We start from the raw sequence: 14464 nt of genomic DNA, 5'->3' as shown, positions 1-14464 counted from the left end.
ATCGGTTGTCGGTTCACGACAGGGGCAATGTCATTTACCGACAGTGCTGCCACAAACGCGAGGATTGTCGCTTTTCTATCTCCGCTTTCTATTTCCGTCAGGGCCGGAGCGATTCCGTCAGTCGGCTGTTCAGATCCTGCCAGCGTGACAGCTTGGCCGCCTCACCGATACGGGTGCGATCGCCACCGGATTTGTTGAGCCAGAGGCCTTCGCCGTTAAAACTGTAAACAGGTTCAAGATCAGTGCGTTGAGAGGCAGGTTTTATGTCGTTTATCAAGTTGTCCAGGATCAGCGGGTCGGCGTCAGGTTCGGGGTACCACGCGAGAACCATGTGGGCCTGGTTCAGCTCCAGGGCTTTGACATAGACGATGCGCATTTCTTCGTCGGGCACGCCCATGGATTTGAGGGTCAGGTACTTGGCGATGGAAAAATCCTCGCAGTCGCCGCCGTTGGTGGTCAGCAGTTCCACCGGCGTTGCCCAGTAGTCCTCCTCGCCCCAATGGCGGATATCGCTGACAAAATTCACCCGGTTGAAGAAGGAGTTCACCAGCCGGAGCTGGCGGTCGGTGGGCGCGTTGGCGGCCAGATCGTGCAGTCGCTGCCAGTTCTGCAGTCGCTGGTGGGCTTCCGTTCCGAATTCTTCCTGAACGTACTCCATCAGGCGTGAGCTGAGCTCGAAGGCGCCAACAACGGAAACCGCAAGCACAAGGGCAGGCAAGAGGCTGGAGCGGCGGCGGATCTGGCAGGCGGCCGTCTCCATGGGTGGCCTCAGTTATTGGTCCGGAGGCGTTCCCGGAGCTGTTCGAGGCGCCGGCGGATTTCCTCCCGGCGCTGCTCGTCGCTGGCGCTGTTGGCCGGGCTTCGGACCGTGTTCTGGGCCTCTGTCGGCTGGGCCGCAGTGGCGGGCTCTTCATCCGCTTCGGCAGCAAAGGACATGCCGCTGCGGTCTTCGGTTTCCGGGAAATAGAGGTTCTCGAGTTTGCCGGAGCGGGCAATGATGACCCGATTGGGGTGCACGGAGCGCAGGGTTGCGTTGCCCGGCAGCTCGTCGCCCACCAGGTAGGCCTCGGTGTTGCCCTTGTCGTCTTCGATGAGAGCGCTGCCCGGGAAGTCGCCCTGGGCCGCCAGAACGCCCCGCAAAGCCAGGCGCAGGTTGGTTTCCGGGAGGTTTTCCGTGTCGATTTCCTGGGGCGTGCCCCCGCTGCTGGCGGAACCGAAGAGGCTAAGGGTGGCGAGTTCTACCTTGGGCGGTTCCTGTATCCCAGAGGCACCGTCAACCAGCGGTTCCACCGCGCCAAACTGGCTCTGCTGGCTCACCGTTTGCCAGAACTGGTAGCCCTGCCAGCCGGTCAGCGCCACCATGGCGGCCCCCGCCACCAATGCCAGAATCAGGGGAAGCCGTTGATTGTCTAGGAGCATTGATCTTCCTGAATGCAAGTTGGTGAGCCGTGAAAAAGCCCACAGGTTATCAGACTGCCGGCGTTTAGTGGCAGTATAGTGTATAGAGTTATTCAGCGGGTCCATATCCTGTGGTAGCCTTCCTGAATTGATTGAATCGAAAAGGGTTTCACCCACGAGGACGACCTTGAACACAGACACCGAACTTCAGGCGCAGGATGCTCCTCTGGGCCGTCTTCCATTTACCTTTGCCAAGCGCAACGGCGTGATCCTGACCCGTTCAGACGATGGCGATCCGGTGATTCTGGTGCGCCCGGGCGCGTCCCATTCGGCGCTGGCGGAAGCCAATCGAATCAGTGGTGGCCGTGCCCGCTTTGCCACCATCGATCCGGACCGTTTCGATGAAGCCCTGAATTCCGCTTACCAGAACGATTCCGCCGAAGCCATGCAGATGGTGGAGGGCATCGGTGATGACATGGATCTGGCCTCCCTGGCGGATTCGGTTCCGGAAACCGGGGATCTGCTGGAGCAGGAAGACGATGCGCCGATTATCCGGCTGATCAACGCGATCCTGACCGAGGCTGTGAAAACCAGCGCCTCGGACGTGCACATCGAAACCTACGAAAAGCGCCTGGTGGTGCGGTTCCGGGTGGATGGCGTGCTCAGGGAGGTGGTTGAACCCAAGCGGGCGCTGGCACCGCTGCTGGTGTCCCGGATCAAGGTTATGGCCAAGCTCGATATTGCCGAGAAGCGGGTACCCCAGGATGGCCGCATTGCGCTGCGGGTGGCCGGCCGGGAAGTGGATATCCGGGTGTCGACCATGCCGTCGTCCAGCGGCGAGCGGGTGGTTCTGCGTCTGCTCGACAAACAGGCTGGCGCCATTCGGCTGGAATCCCTGGGTATGGCGGCGCCCGATCTGAAGGTACTGCGACGGCTGATCCATCGACCCTACGGCATCCTGCTGGTAACGGGCCCCACCGGTTCCGGTAAATCCACCACCCTGTACGCATCGCTGCAGGAGATCAATGACCGCAGCCGGAACATCCTCACGGTGGAAGATCCGATTGAATACAACCTGCCGGGCATTGGCCAGACCCAGGTCAACACCAAGGTGGACATGACCTTCGCCCGGGGTCTGCGGGCGATCCTCCGTCAGGACCCGGATGTGGTGATGATCGGTGAGATCCGGGATCTGGAAACCGCCGAAATCGCCGTGCAGGCCAGTCTGACCGGCCACCTCGTGCTCTCCACGCTGCACACCAATACTGCCGTCGGCGCCATAACCCGGTTGATGGACATGGGCATTGAGCCGTTCCTGATCAGCTCGAGCCTCGTGGGCATTGTGGCCCAGCGCCTGGTTCGGGTGCTGTGCAAGGACTGCCGCGAGCCCTACACGCCGTCTGAGGAGCACTGCGAGTTCCTGCAGCTGGATCCTGCCAGCCCGCCCACCATCTACCGCGCCAAGGGCTGTTCTCATTGCAATCAGCTGGGCTACCGGGGACGTATCGGTATCTACGAGGTGGTTGAGGTGTCGGAGGAGATCAGTTCACTGATCCACAAGCGGGCGGGCGAGCTGGATCTTGAGCACGTGGCCCGAACCCGGGGGCCGAGTATCCACGCAGATGGCGTGCAGAAGATACTGGACGGCGTTACCACCGTGGAGGAAGTGCTCCGCGTGACGCATCGGGGCCAGTAAACCATGCCGGCATACGAATACAAGGCGCTGGATGCCCGGGGCAAGCAGAAACACGGGGTGGTGGAAGCGGACGCTCCCCGCGCCGTTCGCCAGCAGTTACGGGAACGGGGCCTGACCCCACTGGCGGTGGAGCCCGCCGCGGAAAAGCAGCGTCGTAGCAGCCCCCTGAGTGGGCGTGGCTCTCTCAACGCCGCCGACCTGGCCCTGGTTACCCGCCAGCTTGCCACCCTGATCCAGTCCGGCATTCCCATTGAGCAGGCGCTCTCCGCCGCCTCACAGCAATCCACCAGTCCACGCATACGCAGCATGCTGATCGCCATTCGGGCCAAGGTCATGGAAGGCTATACCCTCGCCGACAGCCTGGGTGAATTTCCCCGGGCGTTCCCGCGCCTGTACCGCTCTACCGTGGCCGCTGGTGAGCACGCCGGCCATCTGGACCTGGTTCTCAATCGGCTGGCGGATTACACCGAGAGCCGACAGGAAGCCCGCCAGAAAATACAGTTGGCCGCCATTTACCCCATTATTCTCAGCGTGGTGGCCATTGCCATCGTGGTGTTCCTGCTGACCTATGTGGTACCGGACATCATTGAAGTTTTTCTCAAGCAGGGCCAGGATTTGCCGACGTTGACCGTTGCCATGCTGGCGGTTTCGGATTTTCTGGCCGATTACGGTGTCTACCTCTTTATCCTGCTGGTGCTGGGCCTGATGGTGTTCCGGTATTTGCTGACCAAACCCGGCTTCCGGTTGCGGTTCCACAAGCGGTTACTGCACCTGCCCCTGTTTTCCGGGATGGTGAGGGGCGTGAATACAGCCCGCTACGCCAGTACCCTGAGTATCCTCACCACCAGTGGCGTGCCGTTGGTGGAGGCCATGCGGATTGCCGGCGAGGTGCTGTCCAACGACTATCTGCGGCAGGAACTGCGGGATGCGGCGCGCAAGGTGAGCGAGGGCGGATCGCTGCACCGGTCCCTGGACCAGACCGGCTATTTTCCGCCCATGATGCTGCACATGATCGCCAGCGGTGAGGCCAGTGGCGAGCTGGACAGCATGCTGGAGCGCACCGCCCGGATGCAGGAAAACACCCTGCAGTCCAAGATTGCAGCCATCGTGGGCCTGTTCGAGCCGATGATGCTGCTGGTGATGGGTGTTGTGGTATTGATTATTGTGCTGGCGATCATGCTGCCAATACTGAATATGAGTAACCTCGTGGGCTGATCCTTGCTGCCTCAGTGGAAGGTGGCTCAGCAGAGGTCTTCAAAATGAACGGAATCCATGCCAATGACGAGTGAAACAATGACGATGAAAAACCCGAAACCAGGCAGCCGCAGCGGCGGCTTCACCCTCATCGAGATCATGGTGGTCATGGTCATCCTGGGCCTGCTGGTGGCGATCGTGGCGCCGAACATCATGGGCCGCAGCGACCAGGCGAAGGTAACCGTGGCGGAAACCCAGCTGAGCAACATTGCCAACGCTCTTGATCTGTATCGCCTGGACAACAGCCATTACCCCTCTACCCAGCAGGGCCTCGAGGCGCTGGTATCCAGGCCCAGTGGCAGCCCGGAGCCGAAAAACTGGAATCCGGACGGCTACCTCAAGAGCGTGCCTGAAGATCCCTGGGGTAATGAATACCAGTACGTAAGCCCCGGCACCGAGGGCCCCTATGACCTGTACTCCTACGGCTCTGATGGCCAGGAAGGCGGGGAGGGCGATGCCGCCGATATCAGCGTCTGGAACACCAAGGGCTAGGTGAGAGTGCTGCCCCGATCCCGCGCCGCTGGCTTCACCCTGATTGAAATCCTGGTGGTGCTGGTGGTTATCGGCCTGCTGGCGGCGCTGGCGGTGTTCACCATGGCGGGAAGCTCCCAGCAGCGGGAACTCGAAAATGAGGTTCGCGAGCTGTTCCTGCTGATGCAGACCGCTTCCGAGCAGGCGGTGCTGAACAACCAGGAGCTGGGGCTCAGGCTGGAAGAGGGCGAGTATCAGTTTGTGGCGTTCGAGGATCAGACCGGCGACTGGAAAGCCTCCGGCGAACGCATGTTCCGGGCCCGGGAGCTTCCAGACTGGGTGACGGTGACTGAATTCATCGAAAACGACGCACCCAGGCTGGCCTCGGCCGAAGACCGGCTGCGCCCGGACGTTGTGTTTTTCTCCAGCGGCGAAACCACGCCTTTCGAACTGGAGTTCACCCTGGGCTCGAGCGCAGAGACCACCCATGTGCTGGCGTCGGATGGTGTGTCGCCCATGGAGTGGCGCAAACCCGGAGACGACGGGGGCGACGCGTGAATCGGCAAGCGGGGTTCACCCTGATCGAGGTGCTGGTGGCGCTGCTGGTGTTCGGCCTGATTGCTACGGCAGCGGCCCAGGTGGGCAGCCAGTACATTGCCAGTTACGAACGGGTGCGGGATAAAACCCTGGCGGGGTGGCTGGCCGATAACCGGATTAACGAGTTGCGGCTGCAGGAAACACTGCCGGGTATCTCGGAAAATTCCAGGGATACGGAGTTTGGTCCCTACCGTTGGCAGGTCACCACGGCGATACTGGCCACCGCCGATGCCAAGATGCGCAGGATTGAGGTGAGCGTTGCCAAGTACAGGGAAGAGTCCCGGGAGCCGGTGCCGCTGCACACGCTTTCGGCGTTCGTGGGTGTGCCATGATGCGCCAGATCAATGCCTCAGTTCCTCGCAGCGCCCGGGGCTTTACTCTTCTGGAAGTGTTGATTGCGGTGACCATCACTGCAGTGATTGGCCTTGGGGTGTGGCAGGTGATTACCGGCGTGGTTACTTCCCGCGACCGGGTGGACGCCCTGGCCGAGCAGTTTTCAGGACTTCAGAGGGCCATGCTGTTGCTGGAGCGGGATATTATCCAGGTGGTGAATCGTCCGGCTCGAGACCTTTACGGCGACTTTCAACCGGCCTTCTCAAGCCGCCAGGAAGAATACGTTCTTTTGCTCACCCGCCAGGGCTGGCGTAATCCTCTGGGCATTCGTCGCAGCGGCCTGCAGCGGGTGGGGTGGGAGTATACGGGCAGCGAGTTGCGTCGCCATTACTGGCCACAGGTCGACCAGGCCCAGGAGCCTGAGGGCCGGGACGTGCTGCTTCTGGACTCGGTGAATCGAGTCGATATCCGTTTTCTGGACAGTGATCGCAACTGGCAGGATCAGTGGCCCACCGATGAAGTGATGGCGTCCATGACTCCCGGGAGCCGTCCGGACGCGCCTTTGCCCCTGGGCATTGAGCTCACCCTGGAACATGAGCGGTTCGGCACGCTGGTTCGAACCTTCGCATTGCCGGATTTTGATCCGACCGTGGCCCAGGGCGCTGTTAACCAGGCCAACCAGGCCGCCAGCGAAGGGGAAGAGACCGAAGAAACGGAGACCGGGGAGCAGGGCGGCGAGCCCACCGAAACTCCGGGGCAGGGAGGCCAGTAACCGATGGCGGGTATCGGACGTCAACGGGGCGTGGCCCTGATCATGGTGCTGCTGGCCATGGCCCTGGTGGTGATGCTGGCCTCGGGGATGACCCAGCAGCAGAGTCTGCGGGTGTACAAGGCCGGCCATTACCTGGCCCAGCAACAAGGCCTGAGCATTGCCCTGGGGGCGGAAGCTTTTGCCCGGCAGATCCTGACCCGCGACTTCGAGGAAGACAAGGAAAACAACGCCATGGTGGACAGCCTCGATGAATTCTGGGCAGCCAACGCGGCGGTTCTGCCGCTGGATGACAATGGCGTGGCGGAAGTCCAGATTGACGATCTGGGTGGCCGCCTGAACCTGAACGATCTGGTGGGGCCGAACGGACAGGTGGATCCGGTGGCGCGCCAGCGGTTCGTGCAGCTGTTCGAGGCGCTGGGCATCACGACGGTATCCGTGGACTCGTTGATTGACTGGATCGACCCGGATGACCAGACGGTGACGGCCTACGGCGCCGAAGATGGCCAGTATCTGCTGGCGGACCCGGGCTACCGGGCGGCGAACCAGCCCTTTACCAGTGTTTCCGAGCTGCGGCTCATCGAGGGCATGACTGAAGAGATCTATCAGGCGTTGCAGCCCCATGTGGCCGCCCTGCCGGTGAGCGGCGCCGGTGTCAACGTGAACACCGCCACCGCCATGGTGATCCGGTCCCTGCACGAGGAGCTGACGGATGCCCAGGCCGCGGCTATCCTTGAGAGGCGTGAGGAAGAGCGGTTTGAAAACCTGCAGGACTTTCTGGCGCTTCCCGAATTTGCCGGGCTCGGGCTGAAGTCGGTTGGCCTTGGGCTGCAGACCCGGTTTTTTGAAGTTGTCTCGCGGATTACCTACGATAACCGCGTTGTGAATCTGGTGAGTACCGTATTCCGGACTCCGGAAGGCGAGGTGCGGACAGTGCATCGGGACACCGGGCAGAAGAACAGGATCACCAAAGAGCCCTATACAGTTTCAGAAGGATAAACATGTCTTACCGCCTTTATGTTCGCCCGATTCCACCGTTCGCGGACGTTGATCAGAACCCGGACTCCCAGCTGTTCAACTGGGTGCTGCACGACGCCAGTGGTGACTCCCAGGCCCGGGGTACCGGCGACAGCCGCGAGCGAATCGAGCAGACGCTGGCGCAGAACGCCCTCGACAATGTCCTGCTGATTGGCCTGATTCCGGGTGAGGAAGCTCTTTACTGCCTGGCCGACATTCCGGCCAGGCAGAGCCGGTTTATCCGGCAGGCTTTGCCCTATGCGGTTGAGGAGCAGATTGCCCAGGACATCGATTCTGTTCATCTGGCCCTGGGAAAACACACGGACGCCGGTTACCGGGTGGCAGCAATTGATCGCGAGCAGATGGCACAGTGGGTACATCTGTTCAGCGACTGGGACCACGTACGCCTGGACGCCATTTTCCCGGATGCGGCATTGCTGCCAAGAACCGAGGGCGGCTGGTCCATCTGCCTGGATGGTGAATCTGCGATGATGGTCAGCGACCGGGGCGAGTGGCTCAGCATGCAGTCGGCCAACCTCGGCATGTTCGCCCACACGCTGGCGGCACCCTCGGCCGAGGAGGTGGTGGCCGAGATTCCCGTTACCCTGTACGGCACGGCGGAGGAGCTGGAGGTTCAGCAGTCGGCAATCTCCGAACTGGGTGCCTCAGGTCGCCTGGCTCTCCGCACGGAAACCCTCGAGCTAATTCCGCTGGAGCTGCTGGCTCATGCCCACCATCACCACCTGTGCGAGCCGATCAATCTGTGCCAGGGAGCCTTTGCCGCAGACTCGGACCGGGCCAGCCCGCTTCGCCCCTGGAAACCCCTGATCGCCGTTGCGGCGGTGTGGTTTGTGGTTCAGGTGGCTCTGAATGTTGGCATGGGATTCTATTACCAGAACCAGGCGGACCAGCTGCGATCAGAGGCCATGGCCATCTACCGGGATGCCTTTCCGAACGACCGCCGCACCCATGCCGGGAATGTCCAGCGGGTGATTGAGGGGCAGCTTCGGGTGGCTGGCAGCAGCGGGCCGGACATGGGCTTTATCACTCTGATGAAATACACCGGCCAGCAATACGCGCAACTGCCCGGTACCCGGTCGGTGAACTTCAACTCGGTCAACTACAGCCGCTCCCGGGGCGAGTTGATTGTTGATGTTCGGGCCGACAGCTATGATCGGCTGAGTGCCCTGCGCAATGGCCTGGCGAGTCAGGGGCTGGAAGCGCAGATTGGTTCGGTCGTTAACGAAGCCAGCGGTGCCCGCGGCCGTTTGACGGTTTCAGGAGGTTGAGCCCATGTTGTCACGACTGAAGGATCAGCCCGCCGTTGGCAAACTGATTGCCCAGTATGACCAGTTGCCGAGACGCGACCAGCAGGCGCTCGGGGCGCTAGCAGTGGCAGTATTGCTGGCCATTCTTTACTTTGCCGTATGGCAGCCGGCTGCCGAGTTCCAGGAACAGTCGGCCAACGCCCGGGAAAACGCCGGAGAACTGCTTGCCTGGATGCAGGCCAACGAGCAGACCATCCGGCGCCTGGGTGGCGCAGGCAGTGATACGCAGGCGGCAGCCGTAGACAAGCCGGCGGATGGCCGGGCCCTGATGGCGCTGGTCACGCGCTCGGCGGGCGAAGCAGGGCTCTCCCTGCAACGGTTTGAGCCCAGTGGCGAAGGCGCCATTCGGGTCTGGCTCGAAAACGCGCCTTTTGCCGAAGTGGCCGCGTGGCTGGAAAGGCTCAGCGCGGATCATGGCGTGGTTATAGACCAGGCCGCCATGGACCGGGCCAGTGAACCGGGGCGGGTATCCGTTCGTTTAACCCTGACGATCTGAGCCAGCGCGCGGATTTAACAAGAATAACTCCGGGCCGGTTTCCGGAACTGCAACAGGAGTAGGACGCCATGACCAACGGTAGCGACAACAGGCATCAGCCCGAGCCTGTCATTGTTCGTCTGGATGAAACTGCGGCTAACGAGGCCCGGTCCATTCTCTATCATGCCTACCGGAATGAACCGACGTTCCAGTACCTGTTTGACCATCGCCGGCCGGGCTATGAGCAGCGGGTCAGGGCTACGATCCGTGAACTGATCGACCTGTACTACGAGTTGCGGCAGGACGCGGTGGGAGTGATGGTGAACGACACCCTGGTTGCGGTCGCCTTCATTGGTGATCCGGAACTGCGGATGAACCTGGCTGACCAGTTTAGCTGGCGCATCCGGATGGTGCTGACCACGGGGTTTGCCGCCACCCGCCGCTACCTGGATTATCACCAGAAGATTCGCGATCTGTTGCCGCAACCCCTGGCTCACCAGTTGCCCCTGATGGGGGTGAATCCGGCGTATCAGAATCGCGGCTATGGCCGGCTGTTGCTGAAAACCGTGGAACGCCTCTGTTCTGAGAATCCCCGGGGCAGTGGTCTTGTGCTGGATACCGGCAACAGCCGTTATCTGCCGTTTTACGAATCCGAGGGCTTCCGAAGCCTGGGCAAGATCCAGCTCGGGGATTTTGAAGATCATGTGCTGTTCCGGGAAGTTCAACCGGAAAGCAAGTCGGCCGCGCCCGGCCAGAACTGACGTTTCATTCGGTAATGGGAGTTGCTGTGTCTGACCAGCAGGAATTTGATCTGATTGTCATTGGAGCCGGCTCCGGCGGGGTTCGCCTTGCCCGCATGTCTGCCCAGCGTGGCGCACGGGTAGCCGTGGTGGAATCCCGGTATCTCGGCGGTACCTGTGTCAATGTCGGGTGCGTACCCAAGAAGCTGTTCGTTTATGGCGCCCACGTGCATGAAGACCTGGAAGACGCCGCCGGCTATGGCTGGCAGGTTCCGCTGGGCGATGTCCGCTTTGACTGGCCCAAGCTGGTGGCCAACAAGAACGCCGAGATCGAAAGGCTCAATGGCATTTATGGCCGCCTTCTGGAGAATGCCGGCGTGACCATCATCCAGGGTACTGCAACCCTGCGGGATGCCAACACCGTGGTGGTCGGTGACCACGCCTACAGGGCGAGGCACATCACCGTGGCGACCGGCAGCTGGCCGGTGGTGCCGGATGTGCCCGGGAAAGAATGCATCCTGACCTCCAACGAGATGTTCTATCTGCCGCAACTGCCCAAGCACGCGGTGGTGTGGGGTGGCGGTTATATCGCCGTGGAGTTTGCCGGCATCCTGGCCGGGCTGGGTGTTGAAACCACGCTTCTGTATCGGGGCGATCTGTTCCTCAGAGGTTTTGACGGCGATATCCGCCGCTTCACCGAGCAGGAAATGAGCAAGAAGGGCGTTAACCTGAGATTCGGCGTAACCATTGAATCCGTGGAAGCGGAAAACGCCCATTACCGGGTACATCTCAATAACGGTGAAACCCTGGAAACGGGGCTGGTGATGGCGGCCACCGGCCGCCGCGCGCTGGTGGATGGCCTGGGGCTTACCGATCTTGGTGTTCAGCTCAGTGGCTCGGGGCATGTGGTGGTGGATAAACACTTCCAGACCGCCGTGCCGTCGATTACCGCTCTGGGCGATGTTATCGGTACGCCGCAACTAACCCCGGTCGCACTGGCCCAGGCCATGGTGCTGTCCCGCCGGCTGTTTGGTGACGGCCAGGGCGAGATGGACTACTCGGCCATACCCACGGCCGTGTTCTGTCAGCCCAACATCGGTACCGTTGGCCTCACCGAGGAAGATGCGCGTGAGGCGGGCCACAGGCTCCGGATCTACCGTTCGGAATTCAGGCCCATGAAGCACACGCTGAGTGGCCGGGATGAGCGGTGCCTGATGAAGCTGGTGGTGGATGACCAGACAGACCGCGTGCTGGGCGCCCACATGGTGGGCCCGGATGCCGGAGAAATCACCCAGGGGCTGGCCGTGGCCATCAAGGCCGGCGCCACCAAGGCCCAGTTCGACTCTACCCTCGGCATTCATCCTACCTCCGCCGAAGAGTTCGTGACCATGCGGGAACCGGTAGCGAGCTAAGTCCCGGGCTCCGGCGCCTCTGCGTTTGGGCGCCGGCTCCTGCTACAGCTTGATCCAGCGGCTCAGAGTTTCCCGAAGATTCTCTTTACGCACCGGTTTGGCGATGTAGTCGTTCATGCCGCTCTCGAGGCAGGTACGCTCCGTGCCTGGAAGGACATCGGCGGTCAGGGCGATGATCGGGGTTCCTGTCTGGCCGTTGCTTTTCTCCCACTCCCGGATGTAACGGGTGGCTTCGTACCCGTCCATCACCGGCATCTGGCAGTCCATCAGGATAATGTCATAACCGGCGTGATTGCTGGTCACTTTCTCCAGTGCTTCCTTACCGTTATTGGCGGAGTCCGCCTGGAATCCAAGCCGCGTGAGCATGGCCGTTGCCACCCGCTGATTGACGGGGTTGTCTTCCACCACCAAAGCGTGGCTGACCTTGTCTACCGGTTCCCGAGCGGCGGGTGCAGCGGGAGCGGTCCGGACGCCCGGGTTGGCAAGCTCGAAGGGCAGCTCAAAACGGAAGGATGAACCTTTGCCCAGATCCGTCTCCACCTGGATGTGGCCGCCCATCAGTTCCACCAGGCGCTGCACCAGCGACAGGCCCAGGCCGGTACCGCCATACAACCGGCTGTTGCCACCATCCAGTTGCTCGAAGGAGTTGAAAATGTCCGGCAGGCGCTCCGAGGGGATGCCTGAGCCGGAGTCACTCACCGTGCAGTTGAGGATCACGCAGTTTTCTTCGAGGGGGAAGGAGCCTGCCTGGATGTTGATGAACCCATCCCCGGTAAACTTGATGGCATTGTCGATCAGGCAGGCCAGCACCTGCCTGAGGCGAGCCGGGTCGCCGATAACCCTCGGGTTGTCTGGCCAGTCTCCATAAAACGTGAGATTGAGTGCCAGGCCCTGCTGTTCGGACATGTGGCGGAACGTGGCGGTGCAGTTGGAGATCAACTGTTTCAGGTCAAACTCCTGGTTCTCCAGCTGCAGGGTACCGCTGTCGACCCGGGAGTAGTCCAGGATGTCACCAATCACGGTGAGCAGGTCTTCCGTGGACTGCCTGGCGGTATTCAGGTAGTCCCTCTGGCGATGGGTGAGAGGCTCTTCCTGGATCAGGTCGACCATTCCGAGCACACCGTTGAGCGGAGTGCGCAATTCGTGGCTCATGGTGGCCAGGAACTCGGACTTCGCCTGGTTGGCGGCCTCGGCTTTTTCCCGGGCATGTTCAGAGGCTGCCACGGTCTGATCCCTGGCCGTTTTCAGGTCAACCAGGTGGCTGGCCAACTGGTTAAGCTGCTCCTCGATCTCGACCACTTCCCGGGAGGTCTGGTGGGTGTTGAGGGGACGCTCCCGGTAATCACCGCCGGTGAGTTTGCCAATGCGGCCGGCGAGATCCCGGATGGGTGCCAGGATCGTTCCCAGGTAATGGTTGATGATCAGTATGGTGAAGATCAGCAGGGAGACGCCCACCGCAATGGAGGTCCAGAGAATGTCGTGGCGCCGGTTGGTCAGCACATCAACGTCAACCCCCACCTCCACGGTGCCGACTCTCAATGAGCCGCCGCCAAAGCCATAATCCGGCTCGAACCATTCCGCAGTACGGCCCGCGCTCATTTCCAGCGGCTGCTGCAGGATCTCGGACTCGTACACATAGTAATCCTGGTGTTTGGCCTCCAGGTTCACCGGGCCATTGGCAACAAATCCAATCTGCTCACCCATGACATCGGTAACACGAATCCAGTCTGTCTTGCTGCGTCGCAACGACTGGGACAGGATCTGTTCCAGGGCCTCGGTGTTGCCTGACACGACCGCGTACTCCAGGGCCGGCGCCAGGCTGTCAGCCAGGAGCTGGCCACTGTCGGCCAGGTCCTTGCGGGCGTCCGCCAGGCGGGCAGAGGTGAAGAACACCATCAACACGATGAACATAACCACCGCCGGCAGGGCACCAAGCAACAGAAGCTTGCGGGAAAGTGGGCGTTGCTGGGCAGACGTTTTAATCATTCGCCGTCTCCCCGTCGTTCGCCAACTGGCGGTTTACACGCTCGGCAATTTCGTCCCGGCCCGGCAAGGGAATGTTCATGGACCTGGCCACCTGCTCGTTGATCTCTACCCGGTATTGCTCCGGGTACGTGGGCGCCGGAAAGGCGCCAGACTCGAAGAACTCGGCCAGGTAATCGCCGGCCAGGCGAGCCATTTCCGGGAAGGGCGCATAACTGGAGGCCAACGCGCCGGCCTTGACATAAGCTTGCGACGGCCCGATGACAATCTGATTGCGGCGGTAGGCTGTCAGCAGGATGTATTTGATGGTGCGAGGGTTGTAGATGGCGCTGTCCGGTGCTGCCAGGAGAAAGTCACCATACCCCAGTGCCCTTACCAGGGTGGGAATCAGGCGATCGGGACGCTCCACCAGAAATACCCGGGCCTCCAGGCCGAAGCGCGGAAGTTCATCGATCAGAGGTTCATAGAGTTCTACGGAATCGGCCGTGGCCAACAGGGCAATCTTGGTGGCCTGTGGCAAGATGGCCTTGCCGGTCAGTGCCTGGCGAATCAGCGGAACGTCGTAGTAAACCGCCGAGATCTGGCCGGGAGCCCGCTCGGCAAAGGAGGTGATGAATTCCCTGTCTACCAGGGTCGCCAATATGGGGGCCGAACGACTGGCCTGGCGCACGCGAGTGAAGGCAGCTGGCCCGACCGTAACGATAGGGCGTGAGGTGATGGCCGGCAGTTGGTCGTCCGACACTTTCTCAAGTGTGGTGTCAGCCGGAAGCTCCTGTTCAAGCAACTGGATGAGGTGCTGGTCAAGGGCGGCGTTGCCCGAGCCTGCGAAATAGACCGTCTGTGCGGTCGGTTCCTGAGCAGCAGCCATGGGTGCCAGCAACGCCAGCAAAGGAACCACCAACGCGCGGCGGGCCACCATAAGGAGACGTCGCCAGCGCTGATCAGGTTGTCGCATTTCCATGCTATTACTACGTTCCATACCGTCCGGGGT

15 protein-coding genes are annotated in these 14464 nt (G+C 61.4%); 11 read left to right on the top strand and 4 right to left on the bottom strand.

What is annotated here, in order from left to right; all coding sequences use genetic code 11:
* Positions 1 to 97 precede the first annotated feature (97 nt).
* Both ACFC20_RS00375 and ACFC20_RS00370 read right to left on the bottom strand, forming a co-directional pair.
* A complete protein-coding gene (locus ACFC20_RS00375) occupies positions 98 to 760 on the bottom strand; it encodes a transglutaminase-like cysteine peptidase (protein ID WP_375191280.1) in 663 nt (220 codons plus the stop codon).
* A gap of 8 nt (positions 761 to 768) precedes the next feature.
* Complete coding sequence (locus ACFC20_RS00370) at positions 769 to 1419, bottom strand: type II secretion system protein N (protein WP_375191279.1); 651 nt, start codon at positions 1417 to 1419, stop codon at positions 769 to 771.
* A 166-nt stretch (positions 1420 to 1585) separates the two neighbouring features.
* Between ACFC20_RS00370 and gspE the strand changes: the two genes are divergently transcribed.
* From gspE to gorA, 11 genes are all read left to right on the top strand, one after another.
* Positions 1586 to 3094, top strand: a complete 1509-nt coding sequence (gene gspE / locus ACFC20_RS00365) for a type II secretion system ATPase GspE (RefSeq protein WP_375191278.1) — start codon at positions 1586 to 1588, stop codon at positions 3092 to 3094.
* A 3-nt stretch (positions 3095 to 3097) separates the two neighbouring features.
* Complete coding sequence (gene gspF, locus ACFC20_RS00360) at positions 3098 to 4309, top strand: type II secretion system inner membrane protein GspF (RefSeq protein ID WP_375191277.1); 1212 nt, start codon at positions 3098 to 3100, stop codon at positions 4307 to 4309.
* A gap of 63 nt (positions 4310 to 4372) precedes the next feature.
* Positions 4373 to 4840, top strand: a complete 468-nt coding sequence (gene gspG / locus ACFC20_RS00355; RefSeq protein WP_375191276.1) for a type II secretion system major pseudopilin GspG — start codon at positions 4373 to 4375, stop codon at positions 4838 to 4840.
* Positions 4841 to 4846: 6 nt separating this feature from the next.
* Entirely contained in the window at positions 4847 to 5377 is a 531-nt protein-coding gene (gene gspH, locus ACFC20_RS00350) for a type II secretion system minor pseudopilin GspH (protein WP_375191275.1), read from the top strand.
* Entirely contained in the window at positions 5374 to 5748 is a 375-nt protein-coding gene (gspI, locus tag ACFC20_RS00345; RefSeq protein WP_375191274.1) for a type II secretion system minor pseudopilin GspI, read from the top strand. The genes gspH and gspI overlap by 4 nt, the downstream gene beginning before the upstream one ends.
* The gene (gene gspJ, locus ACFC20_RS00340) at positions 5745 to 6521 is read left to right on the top strand and encodes a type II secretion system minor pseudopilin GspJ (RefSeq protein ID WP_375191273.1); all 777 of its coding nucleotides are present in this window, start codon (positions 5745 to 5747) and stop codon (positions 6519 to 6521) included. The genes gspI and gspJ overlap by 4 nt, the downstream gene beginning before the upstream one ends.
* Positions 6522 to 6524: 3 nt before the next feature.
* Complete coding sequence (gene gspK / locus ACFC20_RS00335; protein ID WP_375191272.1) at positions 6525 to 7517, top strand: type II secretion system minor pseudopilin GspK; 993 nt, start codon at positions 6525 to 6527, stop codon at positions 7515 to 7517.
* A 2-nt stretch (positions 7518 to 7519) separates the two neighbouring features.
* Entirely contained in the window at positions 7520 to 8824 is a 1305-nt protein-coding gene (gene gspL / locus ACFC20_RS00330) for a type II secretion system protein GspL (RefSeq protein ID WP_375191271.1), read from the top strand.
* A 4-nt stretch (positions 8825 to 8828) separates the two neighbouring features.
* Positions 8829 to 9359, top strand: a complete 531-nt coding sequence (gene gspM / locus ACFC20_RS00325) for a type II secretion system protein GspM (RefSeq protein WP_375191270.1) — start codon at positions 8829 to 8831, stop codon at positions 9357 to 9359.
* A gap of 68 nt (positions 9360 to 9427) precedes the next feature.
* Positions 9428 to 10099 carry a GNAT family N-acetyltransferase gene (locus ACFC20_RS00320; RefSeq protein WP_375191269.1) on the top strand — a complete coding sequence of 224 codons (672 nt, stop codon included), beginning with the start codon at positions 9428 to 9430 and terminating at the stop codon, positions 10097 to 10099.
* Between the two features lie 14 nt (positions 10100 to 10113).
* Positions 10114 to 11490, top strand: coding sequence for a glutathione-disulfide reductase (gene gorA, locus ACFC20_RS00315; RefSeq protein WP_375191268.1), 1377 nt, complete (start codon positions 10114 to 10116; stop codon positions 11488 to 11490).
* 42 nt (positions 11491 to 11532) lie between these two features.
* Here the strand turns inward: gorA and ACFC20_RS00310 are convergent, their stop codons facing one another.
* The gene (locus ACFC20_RS00310; RefSeq protein WP_375191267.1) at positions 11533 to 13476 is read right to left on the bottom strand and encodes an ATP-binding protein; all 1944 of its coding nucleotides are present in this window, start codon (positions 13474 to 13476) and stop codon (positions 11533 to 11535) included.
* Positions 13469 to 14434, bottom strand: coding sequence for an ABC transporter substrate-binding protein (locus ACFC20_RS00305; RefSeq protein ID WP_375191266.1), 966 nt, complete (start codon positions 14432 to 14434; stop codon positions 13469 to 13471). The genes ACFC20_RS00310 and ACFC20_RS00305 overlap by 8 nt, the downstream gene beginning before the upstream one ends.
* Between the last annotated feature and the right edge of the window lie 30 nt (positions 14435 to 14464).

The sequence above is a fragment of the Marinobacter sp. genome (assembly GCF_041984545.1).
In the GTDB taxonomy this organism is placed as follows: Bacteria; Pseudomonadota; Gammaproteobacteria; order Pseudomonadales; family Oleiphilaceae; genus Marinobacter.
This window is presented reverse-complemented; position numbering and strand designations above follow the sequence as displayed.

Excerpts from the sequence above, each read along its gene's own strand:
- ACFC20_RS00375 (WP_375191280.1), bottom strand. The coding sequence starts at position 760 with ATGGAGACGGCCGCCTGCCAGATCCGCCGCCGCTCCAGCCTCTTGCCT.
- ACFC20_RS00370 (WP_375191279.1), bottom strand. The coding sequence starts at position 1,419 with ATGCTCCTAGACAATCAACGGCTTCCCCTGATTCTGGCATTGGTGGCG.
- gspF (WP_375191277.1), top strand. The coding sequence starts at position 3,098 with ATGCCGGCATACGAATACAAGGCGCTGGATGCCCGGGGCAAGCAGAAA.
- gspG (WP_375191276.1), top strand. The coding sequence starts at position 4,373 with ATGACGAGTGAAACAATGACGATGAAAAACCCGAAACCAGGCAGCCGC.
- gspJ (WP_375191273.1), top strand. The coding sequence starts at position 5,745 with ATGATGCGCCAGATCAATGCCTCAGTTCCTCGCAGCGCCCGGGGCTTT.
- gspK (WP_375191272.1), top strand. The coding sequence starts at position 6,525 with ATGGCGGGTATCGGACGTCAACGGGGCGTGGCCCTGATCATGGTGCTG.
- gspL (WP_375191271.1), top strand. The coding sequence starts at position 7,520 with ATGTCTTACCGCCTTTATGTTCGCCCGATTCCACCGTTCGCGGACGTT.
- gspM (WP_375191270.1), top strand. The coding sequence starts at position 8,829 with ATGTTGTCACGACTGAAGGATCAGCCCGCCGTTGGCAAACTGATTGCC.
- ACFC20_RS00320 (WP_375191269.1), top strand. The coding sequence starts at position 9,428 with ATGACCAACGGTAGCGACAACAGGCATCAGCCCGAGCCTGTCATTGTT.
- gorA (WP_375191268.1), top strand. The coding sequence starts at position 10,114 with ATGGGAGTTGCTGTGTCTGACCAGCAGGAATTTGATCTGATTGTCATT.
- ACFC20_RS00310 (WP_375191267.1), bottom strand. The coding sequence starts at position 13,476 with ATGATTAAAACGTCTGCCCAGCAACGCCCACTTTCCCGCAAGCTTCTG.
- ACFC20_RS00305 (WP_375191266.1), bottom strand. The coding sequence starts at position 14,434 with ATGGAAATGCGACAACCTGATCAGCGCTGGCGACGTCTCCTTATGGTG.